Origin of the sequence: Pedobacter hiemivivus, assembly GCF_005144565.1 — a bacterium.
Classification (GTDB): Bacteria; Bacteroidota; Bacteroidia; order Sphingobacteriales; family Sphingobacteriaceae; genus Pedobacter; species Pedobacter hiemivivus.
In genome coordinates this window covers 69962-88227 of the sequence record NZ_SWDX01000011.1, presented here as the reverse complement: position 1 = coordinate 88227, position 18266 = coordinate 69962, and the positions used below count along the sequence as shown (strand labels likewise).

The window sequence follows — 18266 nt, the reverse complement described above, 5'->3', positions numbered from 1 at the left end:
CAGTTGTGTTAAAATGAAGCCTGTAAAGAGAAGGTGATATTTCTTGCGAAAGGAGAATCTATACCCCGTTCAATCCCTACACTTGATGTCCTGAATATATCGTTCATGGTAATACTTGTCCTCAATGACTGGAAGCCTGCTCTGCGGATAAAGTCCTTTTTAAAGTCATAACTCATATAGACAGACTGCAGTTCGATTAAGTTTTCCTTTTGCACGAACCTTGAACTTACCTTTGTTGCCGTTAAATCAGCAATGTTTTTATACAAGGCATGATCGCCTGGCTTCACCCATCTTTGTGATAGTGCCCTGCTGTCTACGTTAAAGCGGGGATCAGCATTCTCGATCCTGTCTACCAGAGTTTGGTTGTAAGTCTGCCCACCAAAGCGGTAATAAAGGCTGAAGCTTAGCATGAAGCTTTTGTAACTGATGTTACTTCCAAAATTTCCGGAGATTTTTGGGGTACCATCGCCAATCGGTTGAGTGTCAGCAATGTCATAGTCGTAAGTCAGACTACCGTTCTTTTTAACATAAATTTCCCTTCCGTTTTCCGGATCAATGCCCAGTGATTTCACCCCATAAATGGTATAAAGGGATTGTCCTTCAGCATAACGGACGATAGGGATTGTCGCTAAACCAATTTCCCCTTCTTTATTGTTGTCCGGGCTGTTTTGGATGCCATTGATTTTATCATTGAAGGCCTGCAACGAATTAGACAGCTTAACCAGCTTGTTCGTATTATGCGTTGCATTTGCCGTAATGTTGACATTCCAATCCGCGTTTCGGAAGGCATTTGCTGTCAGGTATAGTTCAAACCCTTTGTTGGCGATGTCACCCAGGTTTTCCTTATAGGTTGTAAAACCCGTGGATGGCGGGAGTGTAATGTCTGTAATCAACCCTTTGGTTAGTTTGTAATAATAACGTGGAGAGATCACAATACGATCTTTTAAAAGCCCTAAATCCAAACCTGCGTCATAGGTCGTGGTTTTTTGCCATTCCAGGTTATCGTTGCCGTAGCCTACAAGCGTAGCTCCAATACCTGTAGAATACCAGTTCCCTGTCTCATATTGATAAATGGCCCGTGACATATAAGGATCAAAACCAACTGACCCCACCTGCCCTGTACTTGCTTTTAATCTCAGCTGGCTGATTATTTTAGCATCCTGCAGAAAGCTTTCGTTATGTACGTTCCATCCCAAACCAGTAGCCCAAAAAGGGGCGAAACGCTTGTTTGATCCAAATGACGAAGAACCGTCCATTCTAAATGAGGCATCTGCCAGATACCTGTTTTTATAAGAATAGTTTCCGGAAAAGAAAGCACCCAGGGTCCGGTTGATCAGCACATTGCCACCGGGAGCTGAGTTCTCCTTATAGATACGGGCGAAACCAATATTGGTGAATTTGTCATTCGAGAAACCTTGAGCCGAGATAGATTTGAAATCTGATTTTCTCGCGATCACATTTGTACCGAGTACCAGATTGAAAAAGTTTTCGCCAAGTTGTTTATTATAATTCAACGTTACGTTTCCATCAAGTCCAAAAGCATTCGTAGTGGTATAATCGTAACTACCCCTGTTATTCAGTTTATCGGTAGCATAGGTATAAAACTGACTGCTCAAAGGAGACGTAAAACGATCAGACTTTGATGTGGTTTGATTCAAGCTCATCAGCGCTTTTAAGCGGAAACTTTCAGACAATTTATAATCTATGGTGAATGCATCTATCAATTCCAGATAGCTGTCTTTACTAAAGTTGTTCAGACCAGCCTCAAAAAGCGGATTAAAAACATAGGCGGTTCTATATTGCTCAGTACCAGTCCCGTTTCCATCATTCCTGTCTATGCGCCATCTGGCCAATTCCTGTACAATCCGGCCTGCATTGTCGGTTTTCGGGTAATACGGGTTCATGGATGCGTAGGTAGAAAAACTGCCGTAAGGAGAGTTTTCACCGTTGGTTTGATTAATGGAAAGGTTATTTCTGAAAATCAGCTTTTTAGATGGCATATAAGTAAAATCCATGCCCCCACTGTATCGATCTCTGGTTACACCTTTCATTACACCGGGCTGGGTCTGGTAACGCATATCAATACCATAGCGAAAACTTTGGTCCCCACCCTGAATGTTTAGGGAATGCTTCTGTGCGTATGCATTACGAAGTGGTTGAGATAACCAATACGTATCTACACCACTGGCTACATTTTTCAACTTGTTAAAAAGTTCCTGGTCCAGGGCGTCTTGAGTAAGATCACCTACACCTGGCGTAAGTTTGCGGTACAAGCCGGCCATTTGTTCATAAGCAATCTTGTCTTTTGCATTAAGTACATTGTAACCAGACAAATCCGGAGCAGAAAGGGTAAGTTCCGAATTGTAAAATAACTGCAGTTTTCCGGAAACGGGCGCTTTGGTGGTGATGACCATTACACCATTGGCAGCTCTTGAACCATATACAGCTGTAGCCGCTGCATCTTTTAATATGTTTATTGACTCAATGCGGTTGATGTCCAGGTCTACAACTTTTTGTAAGGAAACTTCAAAACCATCCAGGATAAAAGCGGGTAAGTTAAAGGAGCTGGACAGGTTATTACGATCCAGAACATCGTCTTTATTCTGCGGCAGCCCCGGCAATGCGGTTGCACCTCTTACGTTTATTCTGGGCATGGCATTTGGATCTGATCCAGCTAAGTTGTTATCCAGCAACCTGAAAGAAGGGTCAAAGCTTTGAATCGCCTTGAGCACATTCTGCGGATTTGTTCTTTTCAAGTCATCCCCTTTTATGGTAATGGCATTACCCGTATAACTTTCCTTCTTTATGGTTTGGTAACCGGTAACCACCACATCGTTCATTTGATTGATCTGTGCTTCAAGGCTTACGGTTAAAAACTTGGCATCACCCACCTTAACTTCTTTTTCCTTAAATCCGATATAAGTAAAAACCAGTACATCACCGGGTTGGGCATCGATTTTAAACTCCCCGTTACTATTGGTTTGGGCCCTTATGCTTTTGTTTCCTTTGATAGTAATGTTTACCCCCGGAATTCCAGTCTGGCTTTGTGGGTCGATCACCTTCCCTGTTACATCAATCCGGGCATTAGCCGTTTCGATATTATTGTCAACCATCTTGTTTCGGACTACAATGGTTTTATCGACTATATTAAAAGTTAAATTCTGGTCAGTAAGGCATGCCTTAAGGGCTTCCTCCAATGGAACATTCTTCAATTCTACATTGAGTATTTGCCTGTTCAGGTTTACCTTTCCACTATAGAAAAACAGGTAGCCTGTTTGCTTTTTAATATCTCCGAAAACGGTTTCAAGTGTAGTGTTTTTCCTGGAAACAGTAACACTTTGTGAATAGCTCGCAGCAGACAAATGCATCGTGCCGATCAGTAATAAAATAGCAGTTAATTTCATCACTATTAGTAATTTGTACTTTACCTGCCGTATAGAAAATACGGGGTTGTAAAGAAAAGTTAATTTCATACTTTTGGAATAGAATTAAGTGAATAAATAGCAACCCGGTCTCAACATCTGGCTGCTGACTTTTTTTTGACCGGAAGAGGTGAGATGCTTCCGGTTTTTTAGTCAAATCTTTTGTGGTTCTCGATCTATTGTAGTTTTCTTATCATTTGTGGTTGGTTTAGTTGATTAAAGATTAAGTTGATTATTTTATTGATTTTGGGCTTGTTGCTGTGGATGGTCGCTGGTTATACGACACTTTAACGGTTTTCCCTACAACATCAAAATTTACATTATTGAGTTCCAGTATTTTAAATACTTCTGAAAGTTTACTGCTTCTGGAAATTTCTCCAAAATATTTCTCCTCGCTTATCGGCCCTACGTAGATTACATTGACATCATACCATCTGGCAACCTGTCGCATGACAGATTTCAGATCATCGCCTTCAAAGGAGAAAATACCATTGATCCATGCAGTTTCCTTATTGATATTGACACGATGTTTAACGATAGAATTTGCATCGCCTCTATCCAATACTACCTGCTCTCCAGGTTCAATTAAGGCTGATTCTTTAAGTGTAGAAACTTTTACCGCGCCTTCCAGCAATGTTGTCTTTATGGTTTGTTCATCTGCATAAGCATTGACATTGAAATGGGTACCCAACACCTCTACAGTCTGTACACCTGAAACTACCCTGAATCGTTTATTTTTATGCTTAGCTACTTCAAAATAGGCTTCACCATTTAACTCGACCATACGATCTCCTTCTTTGAAGGATGTCGGGAAGGTTACAGAGGATGCCGAGTTCAGCATCACTTTAGTCCCATCAGAAAGTATGATGGTATATTGCCCGCCCTTAGGCGTAGAAATTGTATTGTGCGTGTTTTCAGTTGGTACATCCTCGCCCCCATTAACGACTGTGTAAATCAGTTCGCCATCATTAGATTTACTGACACTAATTCCCGACTGCTTAGAAATTTCTCCTTTAGCAGCATCATTCAGCACAATTTTCTTTCCATTGGCCAGCGTAAGAATAGCATTATTACCTCCGGGTGCAATATCAGTTACCACTGCATTACCATCTTTTAGCTTAGGCCCTATATTATAAAAATATAAGCCCAGACCACATCCAATTAATAGAACCACTGCCGCAGCAATGCGGGACCATACATTTAAACGTAGCACCTTTGGCTTTATAGGCTGTCCCGATTTTTCAAGGGTACCATTCCAAATCTCGTCTTTTAAATGCAGGAAATTACTTTCCTGATCAGACAGTTGATACTTAAGAGACTCATCCAGGTACCAGTTTTCTACCCATAACCTTTCTTCGGCGGTAGCTAATCCTTCGTTATATCTTTCTATGAGTTCTTTTGCTTGATCCCTATTCATTCTTTCTTATTACAGAAGGCAGACTTATTACAGATGGCCTATTTAAATGAAAGAACAGCTGAAAGTTCCTTTGGGGGTAGACAATATGAAAATATTTTTTAAAAGGCGTTAAATTCGGCCCAATTGGGGTCTAGCGCAGAAAAAAAAGCACAAAAATGCCAGACTCTACCATTGGAAGTCTATTTTTTATGATTTTCAATGCATTTTGAACTTGCTTTTTAACGGTCTGGTCAGAAAGATTTAATTTTTTTGCAATTTCCTTATGGGAGAGGTTATCCTTTCGGCTCAATTCGAAGATTTCTTTCATCCGCGGTGGCAACTTTTGAATCTCGGCCTCTACAATATCCAATATTTGTTGTTCATCAAATACTGATGCATCATTGGTTGATTCAGTAATAAAAGCCGCTACCGAGCTTAAATAATCATTCCGGACCTTATTTTGGGCAACCAAGTTCAAGACCTTGTTCCTTACAGAAATATAAAGGTGTCCGGATAACTTAGTACTCACATTTAGGGAAGCTGATTTTAACCATAGGCTACTGAAAACGTCCTGAACAACATCTTTTGAACTATCCTCATCCCTAAGCATCCGAAAAGTATGATAATACATCTCCGCCCAGTAACGATTGTAAATTTCAGTAAAAGCGATCTGATCCTCCTGTTTTAACAAAACGGTCAGTTCCTCATCACTGAAATTACTATAAACTGGCATGGCTCAATTGATCTGATTGGATCCATACGAAATTAGGCTTTCTTCTCCATATTTTCTATAAATTTGCAAACAGACATAAAAAAACTGACTATGACTTATCAGGAAAAACTAGCGCAAATACGCAATCAAATGAAGGCCGATAATGTACATGCCTACATTATTCCATCTGCCGACCCTCATATTAGCGAATACTTACCGAAACATTATAAGTGCATTCCCTTCGCCTCTGGCTTTAAAGGATCTGCAGGAACATTAGTCATCACTCATGATCATGCGGGTTTGTGGACTGACTTCCGCTATTTTGAACAAGCTGTAGATGAACTTAAGGATAGTGGTTTTGAGTTGATGAAGCAAAAAGTTCAACATGCACCTGAATATATTCAATGGTTAATTGAAAAGTTAGATAAAGGCAGTGTAGTAGCTGCTGATGATAAATTATTGTCTGTTTTATTGGGCGACCTGCTTACTCAACAGTTCGCTGTTAAAGAAATTAGCCTGACTAGCAAAGATTATTTAAGTCCTATCTGGGAAAATCGCCCGGCATTACCTTCAGAAAAAGCATTTCTAATTGAAGAAAAACACATCGGTCAGTCTGTAAGGTCGAAACTGACCCAGGTAAGAACGGCCTTACAAAAACAATTTGCAAGCCATCACCTAATTTCATCTTTAGATGACCTAGCCTGGTTGTTTAACATCCGCGGAAAAGATGTAAGCTATAATCCTGTCGTACTAAGTTTCGCTTTGATCAACCAAAAGTATGCTACGCTATTTATGGATGAAGATAAGCTGAGCGTCGAAGAAAAAAAAGACCTATGGAGCAGTGGTGTTGAGGTATTGTCTTACACTGATATTGAGCCGGCCATATTAGATATCCCTGCCAGCAGTACTATTTTTATAGACCCAAAACGCAATTGCTTTGCCTTCTATAAATTAATTCCGGCCTCTATTAAAATTATCAAAGACACCAATCCTACGACGAACTTAAAGGCCATTAAAAACGAAACTGAGTTGGCTAACACCAGAGCAGCAATGCTTAAGGATGGGGTTGCCATCACTCGTTTCTTAAAATGGCTTTCAGAAAATATCGGAAAAATTACCATCACAGAACTTTCTGCAGCTGCTGAATTGCGAAAGTTTAGAGAACAACAAGAAGGCTTTGTAGGGGATAGTTTTAACACCATCAGCGCTTACAAAGCACACGGTGCCTTACCTCATTATGGTGCATCGGAAGAAAGTAACGTCGAAGTAAAAGCGGAAGGTTTGTTTCTGGTAGATTCAGGCGGTCAGTACTTTTATGGAACAACCGACATCACCCGTACCATCCCAATGGGAAACAATACGGAAGAAGAAAGTACCGATTATACCTTGGTTTTAAAAGGTATGATTGATGGTTGTAAAGTACGTTTCCCTAAAGGTACTTGCGGCTATCAGATTGATGCCATTACCAGAAAGCCTTTATGGGACTATGCCATTAATTACGGACATGGAACTGGCCATGGGGTAGGTTATTTCTTAAATGTGCATGAAGGACCTCAGGTATTTAACGCTAGCGCTACTCCTGTAGCGGTTGAATTGGGTATGATCACTTCTGTTGAACCTGGTGTTTACCGTCCGGGCAAGCATGGTATTCGTATCGAAAACCTGGTGAATACAATTGCTGATGTAAGCAATGAATTTAATGAATTCTATGCTTTTGAGGTTTTAACCATCGCGCCTATTAGCACTAAAATTGTAAAGAAAGAATTGCTGGATCAATCACAAATTGATTGGTTAAACAGCTACAATGCTTTGGTATTTGAAAAGCTAAGTCCGCTGTTAAATGCAGATGAGGCCGCTTGGTTAAAAGCTGAGGTTAAAGCTATCTAATAGCGCTAAATACTACAAAAAAGGGAATCTGCTATTCAATTCTGCATAATTCGCACGCTGAAGAAGCGGCGAACAACGCTAGGAATTTCATTAGCACTTTCCCTTTTTAAATAATATTGCACCACAGCATAACTCGCTAAACTGACAGGCTTTTCATGCTGCAGTATTCACAAAAAAATCGGATATACTGTGAAAAGACCTTCTGAGCTTTGCTCCCTTTTCGGGGAGCCTAAGATCAGGCAGTCTTTGAAGAGTGTATCCGATTTTTTATGTAGTATTCCCTTAATATTTTATGCCGGACTAATCGACCTGTCCAAATGCACATACCCACCATCTACATACACCAATTGCCCGGTAGTATGGCTAGACACATTAGAAAGCAAAAATACCGCTGCATTCGCAATCTCCTCAGCTGTTGTCATCCTTTGTCCTAAAGGAATCTTAGCCTTTATGGCGGCCAGTTTTTCTTCAGAATTTGGAATTGAACTGATCCAGGTTTGATACAATGGCGTATAACACTCTGCTACGATCACAGAATTCACTCTGATACCATAAGGCAATAATTCTACAGCCCACTCACGTGTCAACGCATTCCTTGCACCATTTGATGCGGCATAAGCAGACGTTCCACCCTGTCCGGTATCCGCTACCTTTGATCCAATATTCACAATAGAACCATTGGAAGCCTTAAGCGCTGGTAAAGCGTGATGCGCCATTAAATAGTAATGAATCACGTTTTTATGCAAGCTATCTACAAACTTCTCATAATTACCGCTCTCCAATCCAACGCCATCATTTACACCAGCATTATTTACCAGTCCGTCAATACGGCCAAACTTCTCCAAAACAGTCGCTATTGCTTTTTCTATATCCTTCGGGTTAGCAAGTTCGGCTATAAGCTGAAAAGCCTGACCGCCATTCGCGATCACCTCATTTGCCAGTTTCAAATTATCCTGTTCATTTCTACCAACAATTACAGGAATAGCTCCTTCGCTTGCCAGCACCCTAACAATACCCGCTCCAATACCTTTGGCACCACCGGTAACAATAACCACTTTATCTTTTAATTGCAGATCCATAGATTGCTTTATTATTATTATAAATTATAAAATTTTGTTGCATTACCTCCCCAGAAGAGCGCCTGCTCATCCAAAGAATACATGAAGACATACCCCTCCATTAATTCAATCGTATACTGATAAGAAGAGGCTAGAAGACACACAGGCCAATCAGATCCGTACATAACCCGCTCAAGACCAAAGGCCTCAAAGACGACATCCATATAAGGGTAAAAATCGGTTGCCACCCCTAGTTCCCAGTCGGCTTCAGTAACGATTCCAGACACCTTACAATATACATTTTTGTGCTTGGCCAAGGCTCTAATATCCCTTTTCCATTCCTTAATTTTACCAGCTTTGATGTAAGGCTTGGCTATGTGATCCAATACAAACGGTTGATCCGGGAATTTGGCTACCAGTTCTGCGACATACTTTAACTGATCTGGAAAGATCAATATATCATAAGTATAACCGTATGACTGTAATTTACTTATCCCATTTAAAAATGCAGGCTTTAACATCAATGCGCGGTCTTTTTCACCTTGCAGGATGTGCCTAAACCCTTTCAGTTTATCGTACTGTTTTAAATCTGCCAGTTGATCTTCAATATCCTCAGCTTGTAGATCTACCCAGCCAACAACCCCTTTGACAAAAGAATGATCCGCCGCATTTTTTAGCTGAAAAAGATTCTCAGCAGGAGACTGGTCCGACTGAACGACAACACTCCCATCAAAATGATGTTGTTGAAGTATTGGTAACAATGTTGAGGGCGTATAATCAGCCCTCAATACTGCCATATCATCCGTTATCCAGCTGTCCCTAACCGCATCATAAATCCAGAAATGCTGATGGGAATCAATTTTTAACATAGTTCTTTACCTGCTGCTTAGAGGTACCCAAGCCATCAATACCCAACTCTATCACATCACCATCTTTAAGGTATACTGGTGGGTTAAAGCCTAAGCCTACCCCAGCAGGAGTTCCTGTAGAAATCACATCCCCCGGCAATAAAGTCATGAACTGACTTACATAAGCCACCACAAAGGGAACATTAAATATAAAGTTAGACGTGTTGCCATCCTGCATTTTCTGACCGTTTACGGTCAACCAAAGACGCATATTATTCACATCCGAAATTTCATCCTGAGTAGCCAAAAATGGACCTAGCGGGGCAAAAGTATCGCAACCTTTTCCCTTATCCCATGTACCATTTCTCTCCAACTGAAACTCACGCTCAGATACATCGTTATGTAAAGCATAACCTGCTACATAATCCAATGCATCAGCCTCTTCAACGTAAGATGCTTTCTTACCAATAACTACGGCAAGCTCTACTTCCCAATCTGTTTTTACAGAGTTTTTAGGAATCACTACATTATCAAAAGGCCCAACCATTGAAGTACTGGCCTTCATAAATATAACCGGCTCAGTTGGAATAGCTGCATTAGTTTCCCTGGCATGATCGGCATAGTTTAATCCGATACAAACAATTTTTGAAGGACGGGCTATTGGAGATCCTAACCTTGTTCCGGCAGGAATAACGGTTAACTTACCTTCATTTGCTTTCACAAACTCTGCAAGTCTCTCTAATCCATTGTCATTAAAAAACTGTTCGTTATAATCTCCACCGAAGGCAGAAGTATCATACCAAGTATCGTTTACAATTACACCGATTTTCTCTTGATCGGCAGCTCCCCATCTAATTAATTTCATCTTTTTGTTCCTATTTAATTTTCAATTCAATGATGGTGTCAATGTCGTCCATTGCCACCCCATCTAAATATATTATTGTCTGATCTGCAGTTTGTTTGAATTTCAATTTAGCACCGCCATTCATTAAAGTAGCAGAAACCACTTTTTGCTTTAATTTTGGCAAAGTAATGGACGGCTGTTTAAGCTTATTGATCACATGCGCATATAAAGTTTTGTCCTTTGCAGTAACTACACCCCATTCCTGCACATCGATAAGGTTACCTCTGGTACCATATATACTTGCGCCGTATACCTTCGTCCACTCGCCGATTTTAGCTAGTGTATCAATGTTTTCTGGCTGAATGATTCCATTTGGCATCGGGCCAACATTTAATAAAAAGTTGGCATTTCGTCCGGCATCATTTACCAGGTAGTGGATCAACTGTTTTACGGTTTTATACTTCCTGTCGGTGATGCTAAATCCCCATGAATTGTTCATCGTTTCGCAAGTTTCCAGTGGAAGCTGAGAAATGCTTGCTCCACCAAAACCAGTCGTATTCACACCTGGCAAATCCTTTTCGAACATTTGAAAATCTTCACCTGCAATAGGCGATAAATGATGATTATTACCCACCATACATTGCGGCTGCAGCTTATGAATTAAACTGTAAATCTCATCGTAATGCCAATCTACCTTCGATTTTAAGGTTTTATCCTTGTCATTATCCAACTGATCCCAATGTCCATCAAACCAAATTCCGGAAATTTCTCCATAATTGGTAAGCAACTCTGTTAACTGTGCCTTCATGAAGGCAATATAATTATTCCAATCGCCTTTCTCTGTACGTCCGGTACCTTTTCCTGTTTTCCCTGTGGCGTAGTGATAATCGGTGCGCGACCAGTCCAGCAATGAATAGTATAAAAACAACTTTATGCCCTGTTTATGGCACTCTTTAGCCATTGCGGCTACGATATCCTTTCCGTAAGGTGTTTCCGTTATTTTCCAGTCCGACTGCTTCGTATCCCAGTTGCTAAAACCATCGTGGTGACGGGTAATCAGTGTAATGTACTTCATACCGGCACCTTTTGCCGCATCCACCCATTTTTTTGCATCAAAGGCTGTAGGATTAAAAATCCCTTTTAGCCGCTTGTAGTCCTCTACTTTGATATTTTTATTGTTCATCACCCACTCGCCATCACTCAGGACGCTAAAAGCCCCCCAATGAATAAACATCCCAAATTTCATGTCCTGAAAATCCTTTCTTGAAGCAAGGTTCTCGGCCGTTGGGCTGTACTGCTGCGCCTTTAAGCCAAACGAGCAGCTCATCGCAAAAAGTAAGATAATCAAGCGTAGTTTCATATTTTTTTGGTTATGAGTTATGAATGGTAGGTTACGCGTTTGGGGTTTTAGTTGTTCAACTTAATAAATCCTCCATCTAAAGGATAATCGTTTCCAGTTACAAAACCAGCCTCTTCCGAACACAGATAAAGCGCCAATGAAGCTACTTCTTCTGGTTTCCCCATCCGGCCTATTGGCTGACTTTTCGACAATTTCTCGAATATTTCAGCTTCCTGACCCGCATAATTTTTAGCAATAAAACCATCTACAAAAGGGGTATGGACCCTTGCTGGAGAAATGCTGTTACACCTGATCCCTTCAGCCATATAATCTTTGGCTACAGACATCGTCATCGCGAAAATCGCCCCTTTACTCATAGAGTAAGCAAAACGGTCTGACAAGCCCACTACCGCGCCAATAGAAGCCATGTTTAGCACTACTCCTGAACCTTGTGCTTTCATTGCCGGAATAGCCGCATACAAGCAGTTATAAGCTCCTTTAACATTTACATCAAATACTTTCACAAAGTCGGCTTCGCTGGTATTATCGGCTCTTCCAATATGGGCAATGCCCGCATTATTCACTAAGATATCAATTTTTCCGATTTGCTTAAAGATGCTAACAACAGCTTCCTGGTTGCTGACATCACAACCGTATGCATCGGCTGATCCGCCTTCGGCCTTTATTTCATTTACAGTTTGTAAACCTGCATCTGCATTCAATTCTATAATATGGACGTGAGCACCCTGTTTGGCAAAAAGCACTGATATTGCCTTGCCAATTCCACTTCCTCCACCTGTAATAATTGCTGATTTTCCTTTTAAACTAAACATTTTTTATAATTATAATGAAACTCCTCTTTTCCAAGGAATAAAATCGTCTTGATTTAATAACACTGCTTTAGGGATTTCCTCTCCACTTGCAGCTTTAATGCAGTATTCCAAAATCTCGGTCCCCATTTCTGCAATGGTTTTCTCACCACGGATAATGGCACCTGTATCAATGTCAATAATATCACTCATCCTTGTCGCCAGCGCCGTATTGGTCGCTACTTTTATAACCGGACAAACAGGATTTCCTGTTGGGGTACCCAATCCAGTTGTAAATAAAATTAAAGTAGCCCCGCTTGCTGCCTTTCCTGTAGTCGCCTCCACATCATTTCCGGGTGTACAAACCAAACTAAGTCCAGGTTTTGTTACCGGCTCTGTATAATCCAACACATCTACTACTGGCGAATTACCCGCTTTTTTAGCCGCTCCAGTACTTTTTATCGCATCAGTAATTAAACCATCCTTAATATTACCTGGCGAAGGGTTCATGTGAAATCCTGAGCCCACAGCATGAGCCTGTGCATCATATTCCTGCATTAACCTAATAAATTTCTCCGCAGTTGGTTCATTTACACACCTGTCTATTAAATTCTGCTCGGCCCCACAAAGTTCAGGGAACTCTGCAAGTAAAACTTTTGCACCTAAAGCTACTAATAAATCAGACGTATATCCAACTGCCGGATTAGCAGATATTCCACTAAAGCCATCACTTCCACCACATTTAACTCCTACACATAACTTACTTAAGGGTGCAGGTTTCCTTTCTACCTTATTGATCTCTTCTAAGCCTACAAATGTTTTTAGAATGGCATCTTTAATTAGCTGCTCTTCGCTCTGACTTTGCTGTTGTTCAAATATGATGACAGGTTTATCGAATGAAGGATTTCTCTTTTTAACGTCGTCCAGTAAATTCTGTGTTTGTAAATGCTGACAACCCAAACTTAATATGGTGATACCGGCAACATTTGGATGATCGGCATAAGCAGCCAACAATTGGCTAAGCAACGCAGAATCTTGTCTTGTACCACCACATCCACCCTGATGATTTAAAAACTTAATGCCATCAACTTGCTTAAATACGCGCTTTTTAAGAGGCTCCGCAGGGGCAAGCTCATCAATTTTAAATGAGGTAATATCCTCTCCATTTTGGTAGGCCTCCAACAATTGCTCTGTAAACTGTTTGTATTTATCCGTTACAGTATAGCCCAAAGTATTGTATAAGGCTTCTTTTATGACATCCAGGTTTCTGTTTTCGCAGAATACCGTAGGCACAAACAGCCAATAATTTGCAGTCCCGACCCTACCATCAGCACGATGGTAACCATTAAAAGTTCTGTCCTTAAATTTGGTTACATCTGGCACCTGCCATTCATAATTAACTTTCCGATAAGCATAATCCTGCGAAGCATGATGTACATTATCGGTAGTCATCAATCCACCTTGCGGGATAAAAGCCGTCGCCTTTCCAACAAGCACGCCATACATTAAAACCTCTCCTCCAACGGAAAGATCCTCAATAAAGAATTTATGTTTAGCCCGTACATCATCTTTTAAGGTAATCTCCTTACCCTTCCACGCTACGATTTGACCTTTCGGCAAATCTTGCAAAGCCACCAACACATTGTCATCGGGGTGGATTTGCAGAAAACTTTTCACTGTATTTACTGACATTAGGCTTTTAACTCAAATATTTTATCCATCATTATCCATTTCTCTCCAGGCTTAGCTCCAGGTACTGCTTGCTGATATTTCCACATTAAGGTTTCCCATTCCTGTACTTTATCATTACCTGCATCCATTGCCGACTTACGATCAAAGCTAAACTCATCATTTACCTCCATAATCATAAACAAGCGATTGCCCGTTCTATAAATCTCCAGATTTTCAATCCCGGCACTGGTTATACTTTCTATAATCTCCGGCCACACTTTACGATGCATCTCCTCATACTCAGCAATCAATTTATCGTTGGGTATCAAGTCCAGCGTTAGGTAGTATCTCTTCATTATTGTTTAAATTATATTTTATGGACTTTTTAACTTTATATCCTTGTAAGCCATATAGAAAAACAACTACAAAGCAAATCAATGGTACAATGTATGATATAGGAGTGGAATAATGATCCGCAACACTTCCCATCACATAAGGCACCAGTGCCCCCCCTACAATAGACATAATAATGAAAGATGAGGCCTTTTTTGTATGCTGCCCCAAATCTTTGATACTTAACGCAAAAATTGTAGGGAACATGATAGACATAAAAAAGAACAGCGCCATAAGGGCATAGATAGAGATCCAACCATCATTAAGCATCACTACTCCGCACAACAGCACATTTATCACAGCATACAGGGCCAACAATTTATTGGGTTCAAAAACACGCATCAAGGCTGTACCAACAAAACGGCCCGCGGTAAATAAAATCAGTCCTCCGGAAAGTAATTTTGCCGCGGTAGCGTTATCTAACTTTACACCACTTTCAGTGCAGTAGTTGATAAATAAAGTTGCTATCCCAACCTGAGCCGCCACGTAAAAGAATTGAGCAACAATTCCCAATACAAAATTACTATGGCTAAATAAAGGTCTTTTATTTAATTCCGAGGAACTAACAATTTCGCTCTCTTTAATTTCAGGCAATTTGATCTTCAAAAATACACCTACAACAAGCAAGACCAATATGCCTATAATTACATAAATCAGCTTAACCGAGTCCAGGTTACTACCTCCTGAACTGTTGCTTTCACCAAAAAACAGGTAGGAAGCAATAATTGGCCCAAGGAAAGATCCTACCCCATTAAAACATTGAGATAGATTTAACCTGGTAGCTGAAGTCTCCGGTGAACCAAGTACAGTTACGTACGGATTGGCGGCTGTTTCTAAACAAGCTAATCCTGATGCAAGTATAAACAAGGCAAGTAAAAAAGAATTGAAACTCGCCTGCTCTGCCGCCGGATAAAACAAAAATGCACCAACAGCGTATAAAAGGAGTCCCATAATAATCCCCTTTTTATAACCATACTTATTCATGAACATTCCTGCTGGTAAGGCAACGAGAAAATAAGCGCCAAAATAGGCAGCTTGTAATAAAGTAGACCTAGTTTTTGTGATATCAAGTGCTTCCTGAAAGTGCTTATTAAGCACATCCAATAATCCATAAGCAAAGCCCCACATAAAGAATAATGAGGTAATCATGATAAAAGGGAAAAGATATTTATTTTTCGTCATCGGGTTTAATTATTTGGTTATTCAAAGGACGCGAATTCTAGCAGTAATTATTTTATGATATTATCATATCATTAAACGATTTTAGCATATAAAGTGACCATTCTCCTCTAAGGCTGGAATCTTTGCCTGAAAAAGGCAAAGTTCCTAGGCCTTTTCGGAGAAGGTAACTTTATTCCTCACAAGATTCAAAAAGGAAAAAACCGCACAAAGTGTAAAACAAAAAAGCCTCGGTTACCCGAAGCTTAAATCTTATACTGCAATACAAAAACATTTATCTATGCATCATGCTTAAGAGTAAACAACCATTTCGTTTGTAAACTCCCTTTTGTGCATCATGTTTAAAAGTAAAATTACCTTCTCTGAAACGGCCTCAGCGTTCTTCGCTCCTTCAGCGAAGTAATGCAGCCGTAGAAGAGAACGGTCATTTTACTATTTAATAATTTTGAGCAAATACTCCCCATAACCACTTTTCACCAATGGCTCAGCAATCACTCCTAACTGTTCTTTATCAATGAATCCCATACGGTAAGCAACCTCTTCAATGCAACCAATTTTCAATCCCTGACGTTCTTCTATGACCTGCACAAACTGACCAGCTTGCATTAAAGAAGCAAAAGTTCCGGTATCTAACCAGGCTGTGCCTCTGCTCAATACCCCAACTTTTAATTTCCCTTGCTCCAGATAAACTTTATTTACATCCGTAATTTCATATTCGCCCCTTGGAGAAGGCTTAATATTTTTAGCAATTTCTACAACGCTATTGTCGTAAAAATACAATCCAGGAACGGCATAATCAGACTTTGGCTGAGCGGGTTTCTCTTCGATAGAGATCGCCACATTCTCCTCATTAAATTCTACGACTCCATAACGCTCCGGATCAGAAACCCGGTAAGCAAATACAACCCCACCTTCAGGGTCTGCACTGGATTGCAAAAGTTTTGACATTCCATCACCGTAGAAAATGTTATCACCCAATACCAATGCGACTTTATCCGTGCCAATAAAATCAGCACCGATCACAAATGCCTGAGCTAGACCATTAGGCTGCTCTTGCACAGCATAAGAAAACTTACAGCCCAGCTTCGAACCATCTCCCAATAGCTTCTCGAAGTTTGGCAAATCATGAGGTGTAGAAATGATCAGCACTTCGTTGATGCCGGCTAACATCAGGATAGATAATGGATAATAGATCATTGGCTTATCATAAACAGGCATCATTTGCTTGCTCATAACCAAGGTTAAAGGATGTAGTCTTGTACCACTTCCTCCGGCTAGAATTATTCCTTTCAAGTTATATTATATTTGAGGTTAATATTTAAGATTGATTTTTAATTTGATTAGCTCAGGCATTACTTATCTCGAAGATACACTATTTTCAAGTTCAGCATACCATTCAGCACCATATTTTCTAATCAGTGGTCCTTTTAAAAACTGATATACAGGAACTTTCAGCTCTCTTCCGAATGAACAAGCATCATGGCAAATGTGCCATCTGTCATAATTCAACACTTCAAATTCAGGGTATTGGGTAATCCTGATTGGATACAAATGGCAAGAGATTGGCTTTTGCCAGTCTACCAGGCCTTGCTCATACCCTTTCTCTATCCCACATTTAGTGATTCCATTTTCAAATGTGACATACGCACATTCTTTATTCCCATCCACACAGGGCGTAGTCAGGTCGCCATCAGCATCTACCACAGATGTGCCTTGCGCCTCAATAGCGGCAATTCCTTTAGCTTCAAGCAGGTGCTTGATCTTTGGATAAATATCTTTGAGAATAGCGGTTTCAGCTACATCAAGCGGCGCACCCGCATCTCCTTCCACACAACAAATGCCCTTGCACTTGTTCAGGTTACATACAAAACTTTCCGTAATGACGTCCTCATGAACCAGCGTATTCTGTACTTCTATCATTTTCTTATTGTACTATGGCCAATGGATATTTCAATCCATCTGCCGATTTAATCTCCATGGTTACAGATCCAACTATAATCTCCACCTGAGCCTTCACAGGCACCCTGTTTCCATCATCTGTTATCCAAAGGTATAATTTACTATCTTTTCTAAAAACTCGCCCAGGCTTTATAGAAGGGCTAAATTTTAAACACTTTATTTTACCAAGTTTAGTTTTAACCACTTCCCTGCCTACAAATTGAATTTCGAGCTGACTAATTTCATCACCCAGGAAATAATTCAACTTCACAAAATCGCCCGACTTCATTTTCGAGATGTCCAGGCTCCGGGCAAAATAATAGGCCGACACCAAATCAAAAGTCTGCGTATTGGGGGTTTTAAATGTACCCTGTGTAGCCACAACTTTCTTTTCTTCCTGTTGAAACCTTGCCTTATCCTGTCTACGGTATCCACCCTCGCGTATATTCTCCTGGTAGAAATAAGGCTTTAAATTGTCCTTATCAATAAACGAATCGTAATGATCTCTTATTTTGTAAAAAATATCGAAGGTGCCTGAAGTCGCCCCATCAACTAATAATTTATAAGTAGGCTCACCATCAAATTTCAGATCTGATTCCTGCACCCGAATTTGGCCTTCGGCAGCAGTGATAAAACCATATTTCAATTTATACTTCAATACTTCTCCCGCCTGAAAAACGGGTTCCTTCACAAAAGGCAGCTCCTGGGCAAGGCCTTTAAAACTCAGAAATACGACAATTACAAACAATAGGGATCTTCTCATAGCTGAG

At 40.4% G+C, this 18266-nt stretch carries 15 protein-coding genes; 1 reads left to right on the top strand and 14 read right to left on the bottom strand.

The features are described from left to right. Window positions 1–8 precede the first annotated feature (8 nt). From FBD94_RS22175 to FBD94_RS22165, 3 genes are all read right to left on the bottom strand, one after another. The gene (locus FBD94_RS22175) at window positions 9–3473 is read right to left on the bottom strand and encodes a SusC/RagA family TonB-linked outer membrane protein (protein ID WP_136881824.1); all 3465 of its coding nucleotides are present in this window, start codon (window positions 3471–3473) and stop codon (window positions 9–11) included. Between the two features lie 181 nt (window positions 3474–3654). Continuing rightward, window positions 3655–4839, bottom strand: a complete 1185-nt coding sequence (locus FBD94_RS22170) for a FecR family protein (RefSeq protein ID WP_136881823.1) — start codon at window positions 4837–4839, stop codon at window positions 3655–3657. Between the two features lie 130 nt (window positions 4840–4969). Further along, window positions 4970–5551 (bottom strand): RNA polymerase sigma factor, encoded by a 582-nt coding sequence (locus tag FBD94_RS22165; RefSeq protein WP_136881822.1) that lies wholly within the window; start codon window positions 5549–5551, stop codon window positions 4970–4972. Between the two features lie 90 nt (window positions 5552–5641). Between FBD94_RS22165 and FBD94_RS22160 the strand changes: the two genes are divergently transcribed. Then, on the top strand, window positions 5642–7417 hold the full coding sequence (locus FBD94_RS22160) for an aminopeptidase family protein P (RefSeq protein WP_136881821.1): 1776 nt from the start codon (window positions 5642–5644) through the stop codon (window positions 7415–7417). 290 nt (window positions 7418–7707) lie between these two features. Here FBD94_RS22160 and FBD94_RS22155 read toward each other — a convergent pair whose 3' ends face one another. From FBD94_RS22155 to FBD94_RS22105, 11 genes are all read right to left on the bottom strand, one after another. Beyond that, window positions 7708–8496 carry an SDR family oxidoreductase gene (locus tag FBD94_RS22155; RefSeq protein WP_131609360.1) on the bottom strand — a complete coding sequence of 263 codons (789 nt, stop codon included), beginning with the start codon at window positions 8494–8496 and terminating at the stop codon, window positions 7708–7710. Between the two features lie 17 nt (window positions 8497–8513). Then, window positions 8514–9344 (bottom strand): amidohydrolase family protein, encoded by an 831-nt coding sequence (locus FBD94_RS22150; RefSeq protein ID WP_136881820.1) that lies wholly within the window; start codon window positions 9342–9344, stop codon window positions 8514–8516. Next, on the bottom strand, window positions 9331–10188 hold the full coding sequence (locus tag FBD94_RS22145) for a fumarylacetoacetate hydrolase family protein (RefSeq protein ID WP_136881819.1): 858 nt from the start codon (window positions 10186–10188) through the stop codon (window positions 9331–9333). Before FBD94_RS22145 ends, FBD94_RS22150 begins: the two co-directional genes overlap by 14 nt. Before the next feature lie 10 nt (window positions 10189–10198). After that, on the bottom strand, window positions 10199–11527 hold the full coding sequence (locus tag FBD94_RS22140; protein ID WP_136881818.1) for an alpha-L-fucosidase: 1329 nt from the start codon (window positions 11525–11527) through the stop codon (window positions 10199–10201). Between the two features lie 47 nt (window positions 11528–11574). Beyond that, complete coding sequence (locus FBD94_RS22135; protein WP_131609368.1) at window positions 11575–12339, bottom strand: SDR family NAD(P)-dependent oxidoreductase; 765 nt, start codon at window positions 12337–12339, stop codon at window positions 11575–11577. Window positions 12340–12348: 9 nt separating this feature from the next. Further along, a complete protein-coding gene (locus FBD94_RS22130; protein WP_131609369.1) occupies window positions 12349–14007 on the bottom strand; it encodes a UxaA family hydrolase in 1659 nt (552 codons plus the stop codon). Then, a complete protein-coding gene (locus FBD94_RS22125; protein ID WP_131609371.1) occupies window positions 14007–14342 on the bottom strand; it encodes an L-rhamnose mutarotase in 336 nt (111 codons plus the stop codon). Before FBD94_RS22125 ends, FBD94_RS22130 begins: the two co-directional genes overlap by 1 nt. Next, entirely contained in the window at window positions 14299–15561 is a 1263-nt protein-coding gene (gene fucP, locus FBD94_RS22120) for an L-fucose:H+ symporter permease (protein ID WP_136881817.1), read from the bottom strand. Before fucP ends, FBD94_RS22125 begins: the two co-directional genes overlap by 44 nt. A 429-nt stretch (window positions 15562–15990) precedes the next feature. Next, window positions 15991–16851, bottom strand: a complete 861-nt coding sequence (gene rfbA / locus FBD94_RS22115; protein WP_131609375.1) for a glucose-1-phosphate thymidylyltransferase RfbA — start codon at window positions 16849–16851, stop codon at window positions 15991–15993. A 63-nt stretch (window positions 16852–16914) separates the two neighbouring features. Continuing rightward, on the bottom strand, window positions 16915–17478 hold the full coding sequence (locus FBD94_RS22110; protein WP_131609377.1) for a DUF3109 family protein: 564 nt from the start codon (window positions 17476–17478) through the stop codon (window positions 16915–16917). Window positions 17479–17482: 4 nt separating this feature from the next. After that, the gene (locus tag FBD94_RS22105) at window positions 17483–18259 is read right to left on the bottom strand and encodes a DUF3108 domain-containing protein (protein WP_136881816.1); all 777 of its coding nucleotides are present in this window, start codon (window positions 18257–18259) and stop codon (window positions 17483–17485) included. Window positions 18260–18266 lie beyond the last annotated feature (7 nt).